The 20,176-nt window shown below is 63.3% G+C and carries 16 protein-coding genes; 4 read left to right on the top strand and 12 right to left on the bottom strand.

The window, feature by feature from the left end; translation table 11 throughout:
- Nucleotides 1-15: 15 nt before the first annotated feature.
- From LB568_RS16775 to LB568_RS16765, 3 genes are read right to left on the bottom strand one after another with little or no spacing between them, the layout of a single operon-like run.
- Nucleotides 16-507: an acetone carboxylase subunit gamma gene (locus LB568_RS16775; RefSeq protein WP_224730670.1), complete on the bottom strand. Its 492-nt coding sequence runs from the start codon at nucleotides 505-507 to the stop codon at nucleotides 16-18.
- The gene (locus LB568_RS16770) at nucleotides 504-2,708 is read right to left on the bottom strand and encodes a hydantoinase B/oxoprolinase family protein (protein WP_224730669.1); all 2,205 of its coding nucleotides are present in this window, start codon (nucleotides 2,706-2,708) and stop codon (nucleotides 504-506) included. The genes LB568_RS16775 and LB568_RS16770 overlap by 4 nt, the downstream gene beginning before the upstream one ends.
- 14 nt (nucleotides 2,709-2,722) lie before the next feature.
- Nucleotides 2,723-4,852 carry a hydantoinase/oxoprolinase family protein gene (locus tag LB568_RS16765; protein ID WP_224730699.1) on the bottom strand — a complete coding sequence of 710 codons (2,130 nt, stop codon included), beginning with the start codon at nucleotides 4,850-4,852 and terminating at the stop codon, nucleotides 2,723-2,725.
- Nucleotides 4,853-5,012: 160 nt separating this feature from the next.
- Here LB568_RS16765 and LB568_RS16760 point away from each other — a divergent pair, with 160 nt between their 5' ends.
- Nucleotides 5,013-5,804 (top strand): helix-turn-helix domain-containing protein, encoded by a 792-nt coding sequence (locus LB568_RS16760; protein ID WP_140570724.1) that lies wholly within the window; start codon nucleotides 5,013-5,015, stop codon nucleotides 5,802-5,804.
- A 42-nt stretch (nucleotides 5,805-5,846) separates the two neighbouring features.
- On the opposite strand, the gene LB568_RS16755 is transcribed toward LB568_RS16760, so the two are convergent.
- The 9 genes from LB568_RS16755 to LB568_RS16715 all read right to left on the bottom strand — a co-directional run bounded on the left by LB568_RS16755 (nucleotide 5,847) and on the right by LB568_RS16715 (nucleotide 16,754).
- Nucleotides 5,847-6,887, bottom strand: coding sequence for a proline racemase family protein (locus LB568_RS16755; RefSeq protein ID WP_224730668.1), 1,041 nt, complete (start codon nucleotides 6,885-6,887; stop codon nucleotides 5,847-5,849).
- Nucleotides 6,888-6,902: 15 nt separating this feature from the next.
- Complete coding sequence (locus tag LB568_RS16750; protein ID WP_224730698.1) at nucleotides 6,903-7,607, bottom strand: SDR family oxidoreductase; 705 nt, start codon at nucleotides 7,605-7,607, stop codon at nucleotides 6,903-6,905.
- A 398-nt stretch (nucleotides 7,608-8,005) separates the two neighbouring features.
- Nucleotides 8,006-8,554 (bottom strand): invasion associated locus B family protein, encoded by a 549-nt coding sequence (locus LB568_RS16745; RefSeq protein WP_224730667.1) that lies wholly within the window; start codon nucleotides 8,552-8,554, stop codon nucleotides 8,006-8,008.
- Entirely contained in the window at nucleotides 8,539-9,000 is a 462-nt protein-coding gene (locus LB568_RS16740) for a DUF4189 domain-containing protein (RefSeq protein ID WP_224730666.1), read from the bottom strand. The genes LB568_RS16745 and LB568_RS16740 overlap by 16 nt, the downstream gene beginning before the upstream one ends.
- A 35-nt stretch (nucleotides 9,001-9,035) precedes the next feature.
- Nucleotides 9,036-9,704 (bottom strand): hypothetical protein, encoded by a 669-nt coding sequence (locus LB568_RS16735; RefSeq protein WP_224730665.1) that lies wholly within the window; start codon nucleotides 9,702-9,704, stop codon nucleotides 9,036-9,038.
- A 14-nt stretch (nucleotides 9,705-9,718) separates the two neighbouring features.
- A complete protein-coding gene (locus LB568_RS16730; RefSeq protein ID WP_224730664.1) occupies nucleotides 9,719-10,276 on the bottom strand; it encodes an invasion associated locus B family protein in 558 nt (185 codons plus the stop codon).
- A gap of 7 nt (nucleotides 10,277-10,283) precedes the next feature.
- Nucleotides 10,284-15,188: a beta strand repeat-containing protein gene (locus LB568_RS16725; protein ID WP_224730663.1), complete on the bottom strand. Its 4,905-nt coding sequence runs from the start codon at nucleotides 15,186-15,188 to the stop codon at nucleotides 10,284-10,286.
- Between the two features lie 196 nt (nucleotides 15,189-15,384).
- Nucleotides 15,385-15,807: a helix-turn-helix transcriptional regulator gene (locus LB568_RS16720; RefSeq protein ID WP_224730662.1), complete on the bottom strand. Its 423-nt coding sequence runs from the start codon at nucleotides 15,805-15,807 to the stop codon at nucleotides 15,385-15,387.
- A gap of 752 nt (nucleotides 15,808-16,559) precedes the next feature.
- The gene (locus LB568_RS16715) at nucleotides 16,560-16,754 is read right to left on the bottom strand and encodes a hypothetical protein (protein ID WP_224730661.1); all 195 of its coding nucleotides are present in this window, start codon (nucleotides 16,752-16,754) and stop codon (nucleotides 16,560-16,562) included.
- A gap of 517 nt (nucleotides 16,755-17,271) precedes the next feature.
- On the opposite strand from LB568_RS16715, the gene LB568_RS16710 reads away from it, so the two are divergent.
- The 3 genes from LB568_RS16710 to LB568_RS16700 all read left to right on the top strand — a co-directional run bounded on the left by LB568_RS16710 (nucleotide 17,272) and on the right by LB568_RS16700 (nucleotide 20,127).
- Nucleotides 17,272-18,735: a phospholipase D-like domain-containing protein gene (locus tag LB568_RS16710; RefSeq protein WP_023778432.1), complete on the top strand. Its 1,464-nt coding sequence runs from the start codon at nucleotides 17,272-17,274 to the stop codon at nucleotides 18,733-18,735.
- Between the two features lie 125 nt (nucleotides 18,736-18,860).
- The gene (locus LB568_RS16705) at nucleotides 18,861-19,715 is read left to right on the top strand and encodes an endonuclease/exonuclease/phosphatase family protein (RefSeq protein WP_023778433.1); all 855 of its coding nucleotides are present in this window, start codon (nucleotides 18,861-18,863) and stop codon (nucleotides 19,713-19,715) included.
- A 76-nt stretch (nucleotides 19,716-19,791) separates the two neighbouring features.
- Nucleotides 19,792-20,127 carry a hypothetical protein gene (locus tag LB568_RS16700; protein ID WP_224730660.1) on the top strand — a complete coding sequence of 112 codons (336 nt, stop codon included), beginning with the start codon at nucleotides 19,792-19,794 and terminating at the stop codon, nucleotides 20,125-20,127.
- The last annotated feature ends 49 nt before the right edge of the window (nucleotides 20,128-20,176 follow it).

Raw genomic sequence — 20,176 nt, 5'->3', positions numbered from 1 at the left:
TGGCAACCGGCCCGGTCAAGGCTGCAGCGGCTTGCCCAGCCATTCGCGATAGAAGCCTTCGAGGTCCGGCTCGAAATCATGCACGATTGGGTAGCCGGGCGCGGCCGCTTCCACTTCGTGCATGGTCCCGCATTGCGGGCAGATGAATTCGCGGATCTCCATCCACTGCGGATCGGGAATATCGCTGTTGGGATAGATTTCGCGCAGCGTCTCCTCGGTGTTGCGCACGATGATCGCCGCCTTCAGCTTCCAGTTCTTGCGATAGTCGCCGAAGGAGTGGCCGCACTCACAACGGGTCACCCGCTCATCACCGCTCTGGCAGATGAACAGGTGATCCGAGACCGGCAGCAGGATCGGATCCTTCCAGCCGACGCGGTCCTGCAGCACCGCGACGTACTTGAAGAAACGATCGTCGTCCTTGTATGCGCTCATCACGCGGCGCGTCTGCGGCCAGGACAGCGTGCCCGCGACCAGATCGGCGATGACTTCCTTGCTGTACGAGGTCATGGCTTTGCTCCCGGTATGAAGATCGATTTAGCGTCGACGTTCCAGAAATCGCTGAATTCCCTGGTGAAGCGCGAGGAAAGCCCGATCGCGCTGGCGTACATCTTCTTCACCTCGGGCGCGAAGTCGGCCTTTTCGACACGGTCGCGTTCGGTGGCGATCCACTCCGACACCGGCTTCGCCTGCGCGATCCGCCTGGCGCGCATCTCGGCGCGGTGACGCTTGGTGGTCTCGATGTTGGCAACGGGATAGCCATCCCCATCCTCGTCGAGGATGATGCCGAAAATGCCCTCGGCCGCTTCCTTGGTGAGATAGCCGTTCTCGACATCCAACGCCGTCTTGAGCGGATCGCGCTCCAGCACGTCGCCATAGCCGCCACCGCCATTGTAGGAATGGGTGAAGACGTCACCGGTCTTGTGCGGGGCGGTGATGTAGGGGCCCTCCATCGTCACATGCTCGCCCTGCAGCCGCAGCTCAAGCTCCGAGCGATGCGGGTTGGTGCCGGTGTGGTGCGCCAGCGGCGCTCTTTTTTCGGCAAGCTCGAAGATGTTGGAGTTGCGCACCGCGCGATGCTTCTGGCAGGTCGGCGCCGGATAGCCGCCGCACATGCCGCCATTATCGAACACGCGCGACGAATGCTCGGACGTAACCAGCCTGAGATGGTCGGTCTTGCTGACCAGCCAGGTCGACAGGAAGGAACAGCCGCCGCGATACTTGCCGGCGCCGCCGGAATTGGGAACGATCGAGCGGCCGATATAGACCATCGGCATGTTCTGTTCCCAGATCTCGATATTGCCCATGTCGGATTCCGGGTTCCAGCCGACATAGGCGGTGTCGAGCCCATCCTTGATCGCCAGCGCGCCGGAACCGGCGGCCGCGCATTCGAAATGCGCCATGCCGAACAGCTTGCCGTACTGGCTGGTGCCGCCCATCTCGATCATCGGGCTGTTGACCTGGCCGACGAAGGCTTCCTCGACAAAGCCGCGTCCGATGAAGGAGCGCGACAACAGCCGCTGGAACACGCCATAGGCCGGAAGCAGCAGGGCCCATGAGGTGGCGGTCGCCACCATTTCGTTGTCCGGGTTGGTCCATGTGCCGTGCGGCAGTTTCAGTTCGGTCGCCATCCAGGCCCCATCATTGACCAGCCCCTCGAAATTCATGTGCTGGGTGAGCGTCACGAACATGCCGCCATCCATGCCGGCCGGAGTGCAGTTCATCGAATGGTAGCCCCAGGGCTGCGTGCCCTCGAAGTCCATGATGATCTTGCCGTCGGTGGTGATCTCCATCTCGATCGGGATGTTGTACAGCCAGTCGGGGTCGCCGAGCGGCTGGTAGCCGGGCTTGCCCGCTGTGACGTGGCCGTAGAAAGTGTGGCCGCGGTATATGCCGGGCACGGTGAGCTGGCGCGTGCGGGCGAGCTGGGCGCGGCGGCCTTCTTCGATGAACTCCTTCGACACCTTCATCCAGTAGTCCAAGCCGATCTCGTCGATCAGCGCCTTGACGCTTTCGCGCATGTCGATGCAGGAGGCGACCTTGGCCTTCTCGTCGAGCACCCAATAGATCGGCATGCGCAGGTTGCGCTCGCAGCGGATGACATAGTCGCGGCGGATCTCGTCGTTCTCGCCGATTTTTTCGGCACAGACGAACAGCCCTTCCGTGAAGCGCTCCTGCGCCAGCGCCACGTCACCACCGGGCGTGATACCGCCGACCTCGAGCTCGTGGCAGACCGCGCCCGCCCAGCCGACCAGTTTGCCCGAGTGGAAGATCGGCACCACGTCCATCACATCAGGCACCTGCACGGTGCCGATGAAGGCATCGTTGTTGGCGAAGATGTCGCCGTCGCGGATGCAGGGGTTTTCCTCATAGCCCTGTCTGATCATCCACTTGATGAAGCGGCTCATCGTGTGCACATGCACCATGATGCCGTTGGAGAGTGCGATCGCATCGCCTTCCGGCGTGTAGATGGCGACCACCATCTCGCCGACCTCACGTACGCCGGGCGAGGCGGAGATACGGCGGGCCATCTCGCGGGCCGAGACACAATAGGCGCGCAGCTTGGTGTGCAGCGTCTCGAATTTGAGCGGATCCTGGTTGCGCAGCGAAAGTTCCGTGATGCCGTCGTAGCAGCCGGTCTCTTCCATGAGCCGTTCGGATTCGATCAGCCGTTCGCGGATGCGGAGCGCGGAGGCGGGTTTGTCCAGCATGGCGTTCGCCCTTCTCAAGCGTGGGTGTAGTGCAGCAGCGTCCATTCATCGACATGGACACGGTCCTGCGGGTGAACGACGAGCGTTGTGGCGGGATGCTCGATGATAGCCGGGCCGGTGACCTCGTGGCCGGGCTGCAACAGATCCATCTCGTAGAGATTGGCCTTGTGCCAGCGGCCGCCGATATAGGCCTCGCGCACACCCTTGTGGGCGGCTGCCGGATCCGACTTGCCGAGCGGACGCCTGAGCAGCACCGGCTTGACCTTGTCGGCGGTGGCGATCAGGCCAAGCTCGGTGATCGAGAAGCCGGCTTCGCCATAACGCGAGACGCGGTGGTTGACCTTGGCATAGACGGCCTCGAATTCATCGATGACACCGCGCATATCGTCGGCCGAACGGATGGCCGAGAGCGGCGCCATCACCTCGACATCCTCGAGCTGGCCGGTATAGCGCATCATCAGGAACGGCACGGTCTTGATCTTGTCGCGCCCATGGCCGTCCTCGATCATCTCGTCGACGGCTGCCTTGGTGAGTTCGTCCCAGACATTGGTGACCTTCGCACCGAAGGCCATCAGTTCTTCATCGCTGGCGCGCGCGCCGATGTCATGCTGCGTCGACACCGAATGGCGGCGCATGAAATCGGCCGTCGTGCAGCCGAAGGCCGAGAAGGCGGCGGCGAACTGGAAGGTGATGATGTCCTTGAAGCCGATTCCCCTGGAGCAGCCGGCCAGATGCAGCGGGCCTGAACCGCCATAGGAGAGCAGCGTGAATTCGGAGGGGTGGATGCCCTGGCCGGAGATGACGCGCCGCAATGCATTGTTGGCGTCGGCCTCCAGCATGTCGATCATGCCCTCGGCGGCCTCCTCGACGCCCACACCGAGCAGGCGCGCGCACTTTTCCTCGAAGGCTGCCCTCGCCTTCTCGACCTGCAGAACGACCTTGCCGCCAAGGAAATAATGCGGGTTTAGGCGGCCCAGGATGGCGTCGCAATCGGCGATGGTGGGTTCGGTGCCGCCCTTGGCAAAGCAGATCGGGCCGGGATCCGAGCCCGCACTTTCCGGCCCGAGCGAGACCTTCTTGGTCAGGGGATCGACCTTCAGGATCATGCCGGCGCCGGCGCCGATCGTGTCGAGATGCAGCGTCGGCACGTTGAGCTTGAAACGGTCCATCAAAGGCTCGTTCTCGATCCGCGTCTGGCCGCGCGTGATGACGCCCATGTCGAAGGAGGTGCCGCCCATGTCCGAGCAGATCAGCGAGTCGTTGCCGATCAGCTTGCCGACATAGGCCGCGCCGAGAATGCCGCCGATCGGGCCGGAGATCATGGTTTCGTGCAGGCGCGGATGGTTGATCGAGGTCAGGCCGCCGAAGGACAGCAGCGTCTGCACGCCATATTTGAAGCCGTATTTCTTCGAGACGTCCTCGATACCCTTGAGCTGCTTGCGGCCGCGCGACGTCGCGTAGGCCTCGATCAGCACCGAGTTCAGCCGTGACTGTTCACGGATGACCGGGCGGACTTCGTGGCTGGTGTAGACGGTGATCTCGGCGCCGGCCTTTTCGATCTCCTCGCGGCAGATCTCGGCGATGCGCTTCTCGTGCACGGGATTGACGTGCGAGAAGATCGTCATGATGCAGATGCCCTCGACCTTGTCGGCGATCAGCTTTCTGGCGGCGGCAGCCACCTCATGTTCATAGAGCGGCAGGATGATGTCGCCGAACTGGTCGATGCGCTCGGTGACGCCATGGGTGCGGCGGCGCGGCACCAGCGGATCGGGATGATGATGGGTCACCGCATGCAGCCGGTCGGCATAGGAATAGTCGGCCCAGGCCTGCAAGCCGCGGCCCATCAGGATCATGTCCTCCAGGCCCTTGGTGGTGATAAGCCCGAGCCGGCGGCCGGTACGCGACAACAGCGTGTTGAGCATGCCGGTGCCGGAATAGAGCACGACGTTGACACCGGAGAAGAGCTGCTCCAGCGAGATGCCCCAGGCATCGGCCGCGTCTTCGGCGGAGGCCAGGAAACCTTCGGCTTCGTTCTTCGGCGTGGTCGCCGACTTGCCGATCTTGAAGTGGCCGTCCTGATCGACAAGGATGGTGTCGGTCATGGTGCCGCCGGCGTCGATACCGATGACGATTGGATTGCCAATGATCGGAGGGGTGCCGACGATCGGGCCGACGGGATTGGGTTGGGTCACGGGCGCCTCGGAATGTGGTCTAGGTTGAGGCAAGGCTAGAATCCTTGGGCGGCCTCGCGCCATATGCCAAAAGACACAATGACGGTCGGGCCGGGATCGCCGAGAAAAGGGCATGCGCATGGGCAATATCTGGGCGCCGCTCGCCAAGGCGATCGCCGCCACCGGCACGGACAGGCATGTCGACTGCCTGATCGACCTGATCGGCGCCGACATCGAGCATGACCTCGTCACGGTGACGCGCTATTCGGCGACGCAGACACCGGAATTCGTCAAGCACCGGCGCTTCTCGGACGAGATGGTGCAGCGCTATCTCGCGAGTTACTACGTGTTCGACCCGTTCTATGCCTCGTGGCGGCGCGAGCGGCGGCTTGGCATCATGCCGCTGAAACGGCTTGCCGACGACGAGGCCAAGCGCGGCCAGTACATAGCTGGCTTCCTGGCGCAGTCGGAAATCTGCGACGAAGTCGGCATCATGCTGGCGGATGGCGGCGACTGGTGTCTCGGCATCTTTCTCGACCGTTCGAGCGCCTCTTTCAAGGACAGCGAGATCGCGCGATTGGAAGAGCGGCTGCCGGTGTTCGCAGCCCTGCACGCACTCGACATAACCGCGCGCGGAAACGAGTTCTCCCGCACATCGATGCCGACAGGGCCCGGCGCTTCGCCGCAGCAGAAGCCCAGCATTCCGGCCAGTCTCTGGCCGGAGCTTTCACAGCGGGAACGCGAACTCGTCCAGCTCGTCCTGGCCGGACATCCGACCGCCAGCATCGCCGAGCGGCTGGGGATCGCGGTCGGCACGGTCAAAAATCACCGCCGCCGCATCTACGAAAAACTCGACATCACCACCGAGCGCGAATTGTTCCTGCAGTTCTTTCAATCGCGGGCATCCCGGTTGAATGGTCCCTGAGGTTTCGGCCTAGACCGAACCTGTTTCGACGCCGCTGCACGTCTATTGCTTGACCGAGGTGGAAGTCCCCCATGTGTCCGACAGCACGTAGCCTTGCGGGTATGGGTCCGTCGGATCGAGGTAGTAGGCATGCTCACCGGTGATCCAGGCTCGGCCGGTGATTTCCGGAACGATCGCCTTGCGGCCGCCGATCTCCTTCAGCTCCACAATCTTGCCGGCGAAGCGCGAGCCGATGATCGATTCGTGGATCAATACGTCGCCAACTCCCATCAGGCCTCGGGCCTGCAGCACGGCCATGCGGGCCGACGTGCCGGTTCCCGTCGGGCTGCGGTCGGAGCGTCCCGGCGAGACGATGCAGGTGTTGCGGGTGACATTGCCGGGACCCTGGAACGGCATGGCGAACTGCACGATCGACACGCCGCGCACATGTTCGAATTCCGGATGCACGACATCCAGCTGTTCGCGCGCGGCCCGTCGAACCTTCTCGCCCATCACCGCCAGCTCGCGAGCCTCGTCGGGGGCGACCGAGAAGCCGAGCGCCTCGGCATCGACGATCGCGTAGAACATGCCGCCATAGGCGACGTCGATCGTGAGCGTTCCCAGCCCCTCGACCTCGATGTTGGCATCGAGACGTTCGGCGAAGGCAGGCGCATTGCGCAAGGTGATCGACACGCATTTGCCGTCACGGCATTCGGCGCGCACGTCGATGACGCCACCCGGCATGTCGAGCCTGAAGCGCGTCTCGGGCTCCTGCATCGGCACCATGCCGGTCTCCAGCAGGACCGTGGCGACGCAGATCGTATTGGAACCGGACATCGGAGGGTATTCCGTCGGCTCCATGATGATGGCGCCGGCGACGCAATCGTCACGCGTCGATGGCACGAGCAGGTTGACATGGCGCGCGACGCTGCCGCGCGGCTCGCAGATCAGCATGCGCCTGATATGGTCGTGATCACGTTCCATCGTGATCATCTTCTCCATCATCGTGCGGCCCGCCGGCGGCAGCACGCCACCCACGATGACGTCGCCGACCTCGCCTTCGGCGTGACAGCCGACGACACGAATGCTGGCTTTGGTGCGCATTGTTGAATGCCTGTTCTAGACGGCGCGCGTTATGCCGCCATCGACGCGGATGTTCTGGCCGGTGATGTAGGCCGCGCCATCCGACGCAAGGAAAGCGATCGTGGCGGCGATTTCCTGGCTGGTGCCATAGCGCCCCAACGGCACGCTGTCGCGACGTTCCTCGGTTGCGGGCAGGCTGTCGATCCAACCTGGAAGAACGTTGTTCATGCGAATGTTGTCACCGGCATAGGTATCCGCGAAGATCTTCGTGAAGGAAGCCAGTCCGGCACGGAAGACGGCAGAGGTGGGGAACATCGGGCTCGGTTCGAACGTCCAGGCGGTGGAGATGTTGACGATGACGCCCGATTTCTGCTTCTGCATGATTGGTGTGACCAACCGCGTCGGACGAACGGCGCACAGGTAATAAACGTTCATTGCGTCATGCCAATCCTCGTCGGTAATCTCGAGGATGGGCTTTCGTGGGCCGTGGCCAGCACTGTTTACAAGCACGTCGACGCGACCCCACCGCTCGACAGCGCCATCGACCAGCCGCTTGAGATCGTCATTGGATTGGTTCGAGCCGGTGACACCGAAGCCGTCGAGCTCCTTTGCCAACGCTTCCCCTTTACCTGAGGGCGAGAGAATCCCGACCTTGTAGCCGTCCGCGGCAAGTCGACGGGCAGTCTCCGCGCCCATGCCGCTTCCGCCAGCGCTAACCAACGCAACTTTTTGTCCTGTCATCGTACTTCCTTCGGCTACCAACTCTCGTGCATTTTGCGAAATGCGGCAAAGTCTGACACATCGCCGTGGGTATGGCTAAACAGAAAATCGGCCATCGCCCAATAGGAAAATTATCGAATGACTCAAATGGCTGAAGGGATCGCCTCGGGGCATCCGCGCCAACTTCCGTCGAGCAATGCGGGAAAAATAGCCGTAGGCGGTCACTCGCCTAGTATGACCCCGGATGCCATGATCTGCGCCGTGCGCTCCGTCAGTTTTCCGCATTTTACAAGCGTGGGTTTGACGTAGGTTTTCTTCTTCATGATCGCTATCCGATGGCAGTAGCACCGGACTAAACGACCTTCGGCACAGCAACGTTCCATGAGATCCGGCCGGCATCGAAGGCAGCCGCCTTCTCCTCATTTTGCGCTCAACGCGACCATGCGATCGAGCGCCGCGCTAAGCCCGTGCAGCGACACCGGAAATGTCAGCAGGGTCTCGGCATCCGTCGTGACATTGAGCTTCAGCACCGTGCCTCCCCGCATCTTTCCAACCAAGGACCGATCGATGGCAAAGACGGCGAGGCAGCCCGTCGGCAAACAGGTCCTGAAACGCTGTTGGGACGATGGCGGCTGATCGTCGATCTGCAGCGTCACACCGGAATCGAGCAGGATGCCGAAAGGCAGAAGCAGGGTAGCCGTCGTCGAGCCGTCCGCGCGTCTCTGTATCTCCACGGCGAGGAGCCTTTGGCCGTTCTTCTGGACCTGGTCCTGCGAAAGCGAGCAGACCCTCGCATTCTCCTGGACAGAGCAAGCCACGCTCCAGTCCTGGTAGACTTCGCGCAGCGATGAGGGGCCATCCGCAACAGCCGCCACCTGTTGCTGTGCCGATGCGGGCACCATCAACGAAAACAGAATTGCCCCGCATGCCGAGACTGCCTTGAGGCCACGCTTCATGTGCAGACCCATTCGCGGATCTTGCATTTCTCGCCCGTCGCCTCGCAGGCCTTCAAGGCGAGGTCCTCGGCTTCGCGGCGGGTCTCGGCGGAATTCACGCCCCACGGCGTGAACCGGTTCTCGACTTTGTCGGCCAGTGCGAGCGCACCGCAGTGCTTGTAGGGAAAACCGGTTTTGTCGTCATCGTTCCAATGGCGATGGTTTCGGAAGACGGTGACGACATTGCAGGCTTTTCCACCTGCGTTCTCGCAATATTTCTGCGCGATGTCCTTCGCCTCCTGCCGCTTGTCGGCGCCCCAGAAGAAACCGTATTTGCTATCGGCCTGCGAATAGGCGATGGCCGCCCAGATGCCTTTTTCCTCCTGCTGCGACTCCGGCGGCGCCACCAGGTCGGCCGAGACGACTTGTCCGCTCCACAACAAGGTCAAACCCAAAACCGCCAAAGCTTGCAATCTCATGGTCGGCACCCCTTTCCTCGATCCCACTCGCTCGCCTATTTCGCCGCCGAAGCGACCGAGATCACCACGCAGCTTTTGCCAGTCGGCAGGAGAAGCGCTTCACCGGCGTTGCCTCCGAGCTCATACACCTCGACCTGCCCGAGATGGTCGGTGATCTTGCTGCCTTGCGGCAAGATGGCGGGGATGTCGGCGCACGGGCTGGCGAATGGCGCCACCCGCACCATCGCCCCCTCGCAGCCCGAAGCGGTGGGCGATGCGAAGACCACGCCGGCGGCCGGCCCGTTGTAGCGTTCCGACGCATAGTCCATGCCGACAAAGGCCTGGACGGCATGCTTGTCAGCGGCCTGGTCGTTCCACAACGATTTGACGCTGTATTTCGTGCCTGTCGTCAGGATCTGTCCGAGCACCGGATAGACGGTCGAGCAGGCCTGCACGCCGGCTTGCTTGACGTGCTCGAGGAAAGGCGTGTCCGGAAGCGCGGGCGACGGCGTCGAAGCCTGTGCGGCGGTCGCGCCGCCGACCAGATTGGCGATCGCGGCATAATTCCCGGCGGCGAAGCCTACGCCCGCCACCACCAGCCCCAACAGGGAAAATCCGACGACGCGCGGCCACCGCCGCCGCCATGGCTCGACGAGCCTTTGCCGATCCGCCTCGACGGCCGGGTTGCTGCGTTTCGCGGACATGAACTGGTCCTGCTGGCTCATTGGTGCTGCCCCCTTTATTTGACTGGCGAAAGGGCTTCCGTCAGCCCCTTGAGCGTTGCGGTCACGGTGATCGTCTGGCCGTCGACGGTCGGGTAGGAGATCGCAGGCGTCGCCTTGCGCGCTATCTGCTGGCGCATCACCGGTCCCACCGGCAGCATGCCGACACAGACCATTTCGTTGCAGCCGTTCAGGTGCACGTCGATCGGCTGTGCCTGTCCATCGAACTTCAGCGACACCAGACCGTCGCTCCTGGCATTCGGCGCGGTGCGCAGGATCATGTAGGGCTTGCCGTCCTGCGTGGCGGCAAGCGACCAGCTGAAGGCCATCTTGCCGGACGCGTCCTCGATGATCTGCGAGACGTTGCAAACCTTCTTGCGGGCCTTGAGGTTTTCGTCGCAGATCAGCGTCCAGTTCTCGAACGGACGGATGGTGCGCTGGTACTCCCCCAGTTTTGCCTCGGGAGGCACCACCACGTCCGAGGGCTTGATCCTGTAGGGCGACGTAACCTGCCCGGCGGCCGGCACGAGGCCGCCGCAGAGCGCTAGGCAGGTCAGGGCAACAAGTCCTTTCATTCCTGCCTCAGTTCAAGGTGAAGCTGATGCCGGCGCCGACGCCGACATGCCCACCGGCGGCAGTACCGGACAAGTTGCCGCGGATGCGACCGTCCTCGCTGGTGTAGCCGGCGCCGAAGGCCAAGGCGCTCGAATCCCGCCAGAAGCCGCCACCCGCCGCGACGCTCAGCTTGCCGGGACGATCATCGTAGCGCAGCGAGGCAGCAGCGAGCCCGATCGCGGCCGCTTGCCGTGCTTCGTCGCGTATGCCGCCCAGGTCCGTGTTGAGCTGGCTGAGCTTCTGGTCGGTATAGTCGTTGGCCTGTTGCAAGGTCGTGCCGGCCACCTTGTCGGTATAGGAGTTGGAGGTGTTGATGGCGTAATCCACGCGGTTGTTCATCTGGTCGACATTGACCGCATCGTTGCCCTTGACGCCAGGGCCGACATTGGAAATGACGACCGGCGCGTTGACGTCGCCGCCCTGCAGCGTGATGGTGTTCGTCTTGGCGCCGCCCTGGGTATCATAGGTCACCGCATTCTGGGTGAGACCCCCGACGCCGGCTTTCAGATCCTCGATCGCCGTGTTCGTGGCGAAGAGCTGGGAACCGTTTATGGCGTCGGTGCTGTCGGAAGAAACGCGGCCCGCAGCGACATTGGTGATCGTCCTCTCGGCGCCGGCGTCGCCGACACTGACGGTCCCGGCCGGAGTCGTCCCGGCATAGGCATAGGTCTTGCCGTTGATGACGGTGCTGGCGGTGCCGACGGCGGTCTGCGTCACCGACCCGGAACCGAGCGCCACATCATTGGCATTGTTGGCCTTGGCGCCCTGCCCGAGCGCGACGGCGCCCTGCCCGGTGGCCGTCGAGCCATTGCCGGCGGCGAGGCTGTTGGTGCCGCTCGCCACGCTGGCCGGACCGATCGCGACGCTGTCGGTGCCGCTGGCGATGGAGTCGGCCAGCGTCGAATTGGCGTGGAAATACTTGATGCCGCCGCCACTGGTAATGTTGGTCAGCGCGTTGTCGACCGCCGTGAGCCCGTCATAGACGGTCGTGTAGGTGTTGCCCTGGACGGTGTAAGTCGGTCCGGTGATCGACCCGTCGGGATTGACCGTGGTGCCGCCGCCGAACAGGTTGCTGATATTTTGCGACACGCCGCGCAGTTGCGAGACGTTGACGCCATCGGTATCGGCCGAGCCCGCCGCGACATTGGTGAGCTTGCGTTCGGCCCCGGCGGAGCCGATCGACACTTCGCCGACCGAGGTCTGCGGGGCGGTCAGGCCAAAACCCGTGTAGCCGGTCTGAGCGCCGATGCTGGTGATCGACTGCGCGCCGAGCGCGACGCTGTTGATGAAGGTGCTCTGGGCACCGGCACCGAGCGCCACCGACTGGATGCCGGACGCCAGCGAATTGGTGCCGAGCGCCAGGCCGTCGGCCAGCATCACATGCGCGTTCTGGCCGATGGCGGTGCCGCCGGGTGCTGTCTGGTCGACGATGGCACCATTGCCGATGCCGACGCCATTATCGCCATTGACGACCGTCGTCGGGCCGACCGCGACCGACTCGGCGCCGAGGGCGAGAGAATCGCCCGCCGTCGAATTGGCATGGAAATACTTGGTCGACGTCGCCGACACGGAAGAGATGGCGCCAGCGAGCTGGCGCACCGTCACCGCATCCTGATCCTGCGTGCCATCAGCCACGTTGGTGATCTGCCGGTAGGACGTGGCGGTGCCGACCGAAACGGCGCCGAGCAGCGTCTTGTCGGTAGTGTTGTACTGGATGAAATTGGACGGGCCGGCGGGCAGTTGTCCGGAAGCGGGAGCGATCGCGCGATCGGAGACCGAGCCGGAACCGAGCGCCACGCTGCCGTCGATGCTGGCCTGTGTGGCGCGGCCGAGCGCCAGCGCGCTGTCGCCGGTCGCCGTCGCCTGGTAGCCGACGGCGGTGGAGCCGACGCCTTGCGCGAAGGAATCGGTCTGCGCCAGCCCGGCCTCGTTGGTGCGGGCGTAGCGGATACCGATGCCGTTGGCGTCGGTATAGGCGGTCGAGGTGTCGCCGGCGATGGTGTTGAACGTGTTTCCGAGATTGGTCACGCCACTGCCGATGTTGGCAATGTCGGTTGTGTTCTGCGTCACCTGCTGGTTGGTGGCGAAGAGCTGCGAGCCGTTGACCGCATCGGTCGAGCCGCCATTCAACTGTCCAGCCGCGACGTTCTGGATCTGGCGTTCGGCGCCCGCCGAACCGACCGAGAAGGCGCCCGCCGGCGTGCCGCCGGCGAAGGTATAGGCGGTGCCGCCGATCGTGGCGCCGCCGACATTGGTCGTTGCGCCCGACGTCGAATTCAGGCCGATCGCGACATCGCCGGCATTGTTGGCCACCGCGTTCGGTCCGACCGCGACGGAATCGGTGCCCAGCGCCTGGGAGTCCGGCAAGGTCGAGTTGGCGTGGAAATACTTGATGCCGCTGCCGACATTGAGATTGTTGACGACGGCGCCGATGGCGTCGACCGCCTGGTTGGTGGCGGCGAGCTGCGAGCCGTTGATCGCGTCGGTTGACGTCGAACTGATCCGCCCTGCCGCGACATTGGTGATGGTGCGCTCCGCGCCGGGCGCGCCGATGCTCACCGTCGAGGTCGGGTTGGTGCCCTGGAAGGCGTAGGTGGTGCCGTTGATCACCGCATTGGGCGTGCCGACCGCCGTGGCGGTCACCGAGCCGGAGCCGAGCGCCACATCGCCGGAGCTTGCCGCCGCCGTCGCGCCATCGCCAAGTGCGACATTGCCTGCCAGGCCGGCGGCACCGGCGGTCGAGCCGTTGCCCAGTGCAACGGAGCCCTGTCCGATGGCCTTGTTGCTGTTGCCGATGGCGACGGCACCGTTGGCCATATTGGCCGCGGTGGCGGTCGCCGTGCCGTCGCTGTTGGCGATGTTGTTGGCACCGCCGGTGAAGGCGCCGGTGCCGCTGGCGTAGCTCGGATCGCCGATGGCGACCGCGCCGTCTCCATAAGCGACGTTGTCGGCGCCGATGGCGACGGCCTTGCCGCCGGTCGCATTCGCCCTGGTACCGATGGCGACGGCATCGGCGGAGTTTGCGACCGCGTTCGTTCCGGCGGCGATCGCGTTCTGGGCACTCGCGTTCGCGGTATCGCCCATCGCCAGCGCGCTCGCGCCACTCGCCGATGCGCTAACGCCCAGCGCCGTTGCGCGCGCGAGGGTCGCACGGGAGCCATTGCCGAGCGCCACGGCGCCAACATCCGTGCCCTGGGCACCCGACCCAATCGCGACCGAGCCGATTCCACTCGACAGAGCGGCATTGCCGAAAGCCAATGCGAAATTGCCTGAAGCGAGTGCGTTGGGGCCGAGCGTTGACGAGCTTATCCCCGTCGCACGGGAATTTACCCCGATTGCGACGGCGAACTGGGCCGATGCCACGCTTGTACGGCCGATCGCCGTGGCATCAGCCACGTTTGCCGTCACGTCCACGCCGATAGCGATCGCGCTCTGAGCGAGAGCCCCCGTTCCGGCAGCGGAGCGTGCGCCCAGATAGATGGAATTCACGCCGCTTGCGATGGATCCGGTGCCAATGGCGGCGGCATTGGTCTGGCTGGCTTGAGCGTTGTGGCCGATCGACGCGGTGTTGCTGGCGGCGACGCCGATACCGGCATTGGTTCCGATCGCGACGTTGTCGTTGCCCGTGACCAGATTGCCCGCGGACGCAGAGAGCGTACCGTCATAGGTGACACCGCCATCGCCGGTCCCGAGCGCGACGTTGCGCGTCCCCGTGACACCGGAACCGGCGCCTCGCATCACGCTGGGGATGCCGCCGCCCAGCGCAGTATTCTGCGCGCCGCTCACCAGCGTCCCGGCCGCGATGCCAACCGCGACCGAGCTGTTATTGGCGGTGGTCGAGCCGGCACCCGCACCCTGCCCGACCGCAACCGTGCTGTCGCCGATCGCCACCGCTTGCACCCCGAGTGCCGTTGAGCTGTTGCCGGTCGCCCTAGCAGCGTTGCCGACGGCGACGCCCGAGACTCCGCTGGCGTTGGCGCCGTTCCCGGCGGCGAGAGAATTGCCGCCGGTTGCCTGGCTGACCACTCCCAGCGCTATCGAATTGCCGCCGCTTGCGTTACTACCCGCTCCCATTGCGGTCGCGTTGCCGCCGGTTGCTTGGCTGGTCGATCCAACCGCGGTACCAAAGCTGTTGGCGACGGTCCCCGTGCCGAGGGCGGTCGAACTGTTCCCCGAAGCCTGGCTTACGCTGCCGATAGCGACGGAATTGCCGCCGGTCGCTTGGCTCGATACGCCAACGGCCGTCGCGGCGGCGCCAGCAGTAGCCGTGGAGCCGATGGCAGTCGCATTCGCACCATTTGCGGTGCTGTTGACGCCAAAGGCGCTTGCCCCGCCGGCGTTAGCATGGGCGTTTCCGCCCACAGCGAGCGCGTTAATGCCGGTCGCGCTTGCAAAGACACCTATGCCGATGGCGTTGAGGCCATTGACACTCATCGAATAGCCGATGGCGATCGAAGCGTCGCCCGTTGCACTGTTGGAGGTGCCCAACGCCACGGCGTTATTGCCATTCGTCGTGGCACCGTTACCGATAGCGACGGCGTTGCCGCCTGTCGCGGACCCGCCGCCAGCCTGGTATTGTGCCTGGGCCGGTGTGGCGAGGCCGAGCGCCGCGATCGCCGCCAGGCCGCCGACGATGTTGGCCAGGCTGACGCCGCAAGCCAGAGCCGAACGCACGCTGCCGCCGGCACCCAACGTTCCCAAACCCAGGCGCTTACGCCCCATGCTAAGCGCGCGATGCGCCATCCGCAGCACCGCCATCAGGCGGCGGCGAACCGAGCGCGAACCATGATCGGCCCCCGCGATCCACTGCCCAGCGAAATGCGCCGCGCGATGCTGAACAAGCGAGCCGCTCGAAATGCGATTGTCGGTCATGGTTCCCTCTCCGCTGGCCGGCACGAAATGTCTGACAATTCCGTTCCACAGCAGAAAGACATGATTCCCAATCGCAGTATTTCACGAAATTGCTGCGTCGTGAGAAAAAAGTTGAGCAAACCGACAGAGGCTAACGACTCGTTACGTTAGCCAGCGCTTTAAAACAAAGTAATCAAACAATGCCGAAAGTACAGCCTTATCTAACCTTTGAGTTAAGCTTGACCACCCTTGCCTGCAGCGGCGTCACCTGCCGGTATTTCTTCATGACGGTGGTAAAATGGCTCTGGCTCGAAAATCCAGCCAGATGGGCGATGTCGGCGATCGTCATCCGGCTCTCGGCAAGCAGCCTTTCGGCGAAGTCCAGCCTGAGGTCGAGCACATACTGATGCGGCGGCATTCCGAACGTCCTGGAGAAGGCTCGCATGAAGTGATAGGGTGAAAGCCCGCAAACCGCGGCCATCTCGCCAAGCGCCAGCTTGCGTGTGAAGTTCTCATCCAGGAATTCCTGTACCTTGCGTGCGCTGCGGACGGAAAGCCCGCCTTTTGCGTGCAGCGCCGGCTGTTGTGCGGAACCCGTCCCGGGAGCCGATCCCTCAGGATCATCATCACGCCGCCGCATGCTCCGGCCTCCTGATACGTCCCAGTTGGAACTCAACCCTAGGCTGCCCTCCCTGTTCCCCTGAAAAACAATTCGTGATGGATCGAACGGTAATGCTGGCCGACCTCATCTCAACGATCTGCAGCTCATCCATGCCGAACGGGGGCGGCTGAAGCGATGTATCGGGGAAATCGACCTCATGAGCCGGGGGCAGGAACTTCTGCGGCCCGGGATCGCGGACACAATGGATGACGCCCCGCGGAGGTAACGCTCCCGCGCGCCGGGGTATGCCGGGGACCGGCACTTTCCGGAATGATGTCCAAGAGGTATCGGACTGTCCGATCGACGCCCCGGGAAACGCCGCTTTCCCGAGCTTCGTCCGCTTTGTTCATGCATGCCGCCTCAGCCGTCTTGCTGTAGCTTGAAATCCCCTTGCCCGACCCGCAACCAGCGTAACGCACAGGCCTTGGATAGGAAAGAACTTCCACGTGCAAAGAAGAATTTTTGTTCGAGAAAACAAAGAAGTGACCGGTGGAGGAAGTTGGCGAGCATTCCATTTCCGCCGCATGGCGAGCCTTCGCCATGCGCGAGTTCCGCGTATCAGCCTGGCGAGAGCGATTCCGCGATTCTCATTGATTGTCAAACAGGGCCTGCTGCGCCTAAGCTGGCGTCGTGACGTCCAGTGCTAGGCTGACCGACAATAGCGGCCTGTGGCAAGAACACGGGTAAAACCACGCCCCTGGCCGCTGCGAACTTCAAACTGAGGCGTAATTTTACAGATCACCGCGACGTTTCTCGTAGAGATCCCAGGAGAGTTCCACAAAAGCCAGAAGAACATCGTCCCGGCTCCACCCCGCCGCGACCGCTGCCTGGACGATTTCACAAACGAAAGGCAGCAGCTGGCCCTGGCATTCGGCCGACACGTCGCCGTCCCCCACGGGAGGCCCCTTGAAGTTGAATGTCATCATTCGGCGCTCCCCCTCGCCTCCGATCAAAGTGTTATATCGCTAATTTCATTCCTCTTGATATACAATAGATGTGGCACCAAAGTACAGGAAGCCCTGGAGTATCAAAACAGCTCAGGACGATGCCGGATCGCGCCAGTTCTATGCTTTACCCAAGGTCAGGGAGGGCTTTGCACGACGACATTCTATCGGAGCTTGGTCGGCTCACTCTCTGACGTGAAGGATGGTATTCTTCAGTCGAACCGCATACCGTTTGGCAGCCCTGCAAGCCCCGTCAACATCACGCGTGCCATCGCAATGGCGCCAGGGAAGGCATCCCTTCTATCGCGCTGCCCGGTTTGCCTCCGTCGAGTTGCTGCAGCAGGATTCGTTCGGCCAGGCGTACCATCTCGTGCGGGCTCTGGCGTCGCCGCCTGGCCGACCTCGGTTCAAATCCTTGGCCAGCGATACCACGCCATCGGGCTGCGAGGCATGAGCTGATGCATTGCCTTCTGCAATCGCTCGCTGGATAGTCCCGGCAATGTTCGAGACTATTGCGACTCACGGGACCACAATCCTGGCGATCATCTCAGTGGCGATGGCAACCGTCGGCATCGCCCACGCCGTCATGACCAAGGAAGACGTCCGCGCTGCCACCGGCTGGGTCGGCGTGATGGTGCTGTCGCCGATCCTCGGCGTGCTGATCTATGCCGTCGCCGGCATAAACCGCATCCGTCGTGCCACGATCAGCGCACAGCGCCCGCTTGCCGGCGATGCGGTGTCAGCCAAGCATGAGCGCGACCTCGTCGCCGAGGAGGCACTGATCGTCGAGCGCTACGGACAGCGCTTCACGGGTCTTAGAACGCTCGGCGACCGGGTGGCGAGACGCACGCTCAACCCGGGAAATGCAATCGACGTGTTGGAGACGGGCGACGAGGCCTACGCCGCCATGTGCGCGGCCATCGATGGCGCCGAGCGCAGCGTCTTGCTCGAGACATATATTTTCGACAATGACGCCGTCGGCCTGCTCTTCGTCGAATCGCTGGCCAATGCCGTCCGGCGCGGCGTTACCGTTCGCGTGCTGATCGATGCCGTCGGCGCCCGCTACTCGGTCCCCAGCATTTTGGGGCACCTGCGCGACGCGAAGATTCCCGTCGATCTCTTCAACGGCAACATCGTCATGGGCCTGCGGCTGCCCTACGCCAACCTCAGGACCCACCGGAAGATCCTGGTGGTCGACGGCACGGTTGCCTTTACCGGCGGCATGAACATCCGCAAGGGTTTTTCCGCGGAGTTCGCTGGCTCGAAGAGCGCCAGGGACACGCATTTCCGGGTAACCGGCCCAGTCGTCGCCGATCTCTTCTCGGTCGCCGCCGAGGACTGGCGTTTTGTCACCAAAGAGGCGTTGAAGGGCGATGCATGGCGCATAGCGTCACTGTCGCCGGCGCCCGGCGTCCCGATGCTGGTGCGAGCGGTCGCTTCCGGCCCGGACGCCAGCAACGAGACCAACCACAAGCTGCTGATCGGCGCGTTTTCCGTCGCGCGCAAGTCGATCCGCCTGATGTCGCCCTATTTCCTGCCCGACCGCGAATTGGTCAGTGCGCTGATCACCGCCGCCCGGCGCGGCGTCGAAATCGACATCGTCGTGCCGGCGGTGAACAACCTTTTCCTCGTCGATCGCGCCATGACCGCGCAATTCGATCAGGTGCTGAAGCACTATTGCCGCGTCTGGCGCACCGAAGGGCCGTTCGACCATTCGAAGCTGCTGTCGATCGACGGCGCATGGGCCTATATCGGGTCGTCCAACCTCGATGCCCGGTCGTTGCGGCTCAACTTCGAGATCGACCTGGAGATCCTCGACGCAGGCTTTGCGCGTGAGATCGAAGCGCGGATCGGATCGGCAATGACCTCCGCCGTGCCGGTGACGCTCGATGCCTTGCGCGCCCGGCCGTTCCTCATCAGGCTGTTCGACCGGGTCCTTTGGCTTGGTTCACCCTATCTCTAGATGGGTTTGCCCTATCTTTAACAAAACGACGTGTTTGCCAGATAGTTTGACGCCGATCATGGAACACAGACCGAAAGACTCTATTTGATGTGCATGATGAAAGCGGCTGAAATGGCGGGCACGCGATGCGGATGAACGGACGCAGCCTGCCAGCAAGCATGCTTTTGTCCATCCGCGACCGTCGGATGCAGAAGGCAAACGCCGCCGCGCACAAGACGACCGGCACCACCGGCACGTTGGTCGCCTCCTACAACGTCCACAAATGCATCGGCGTCGACCGCAAATTCGATCCCGAGCGCACCAGCCGCGTCATCCGCGAAATCGATCCCGATGTCATCGCTTTGCAGGAAGCCGATAATCGTTTCGGCGACCGTGACGGGCTTCTCGACCTGCCCCGGCTCGAACGGGAAACCGGCCTTGTTCCCGTGCCGATTTCGGCTACCGGCAAGGGCCATGGCTGGCATGGCAATGTCCTGCTGTTCAAGAAGGGCGTGGTTCGCGACGTGCATCAGATCAAGCTTCCGGGGCTGGAGCCGCGCGGTGCCGTCGTGGCGGAGATCGAGATGGATGGAAGCCAGACTTTGCGCGTCATCGCCGCTCATCTCGGCCTGTTGCGCCACTCGCGTTCCCAGCAGGCACGTGTCGTGCTCGATCTCATGAACAGCCCGGACGAAAAGCCGACCTTACTGCTTGGCGACCTGAACGAATGGCGGCTCGGCAACCGCTCGGCGCTCAACACGCTGCATGCGACGTTCGGTCCGCAGCCGCCGGCGGTTCCCACCTTCCCGTCAAACCTGCCGCTGCTGGCTCTCGACCGGATCATGACCAATCGGCACGGAATGATCGCGGCGGTGGAGGCGCACGATACGCCGCTTTCGCGCGTTGCTTCCGACCATCTGCCGCTCACGGCGCTTGTTCGCCTTGATCGTATGGCCGCCGCTGATAACGCCATGATGTCTCCGGCGTCGCAAAGCGTGTAGATTTGACGAGGAACGCCCGGTTCTTCCATGAGTTTATAGGTCGAGTTCATACGTTTTGGACAGGCAGGAGGATGGGATGAAAAAACTGATTTTGGCTTCCATGTTGGCATTTGCCGCGACAGCGGCAGTGACTGCACCAACGCGAGCCGCAAGCGTGACTATCCAGTCCGACGACGGCAACCGATATTCATCGGACGATGATTCCGACAGCGGAATTGTTATTCGCCGTCACCACAATCGACATTATGACAACCAGTATGATGACGACCAGAGCGTCCAGTACGACAGTGATAGCGACTACCGGGATCGCGCATACCGGCGCCACCACCGGCACCATCGCTGCCACGTCGAAACGGTCGTGCATTGGCGCCACCACCACAAGGTGGTTGAAGACATTCGCGTCTGCGGCTGATCTCGTGCGGCGAATGCCATGACGCGCATGGCTGCGGTCTAATTGATGG

The organism is Mesorhizobium sp. B263B2A (assembly GCF_020165775.1).
In the GTDB taxonomy this organism is placed as follows: Bacteria; Pseudomonadota; Alphaproteobacteria; order Rhizobiales; family Rhizobiaceae; genus Mesorhizobium; species Mesorhizobium opportunistum.
Note: the sequence above shows the minus strand (reverse complement) of the source record. Positions and strands in the feature narration are given on the sequence as shown.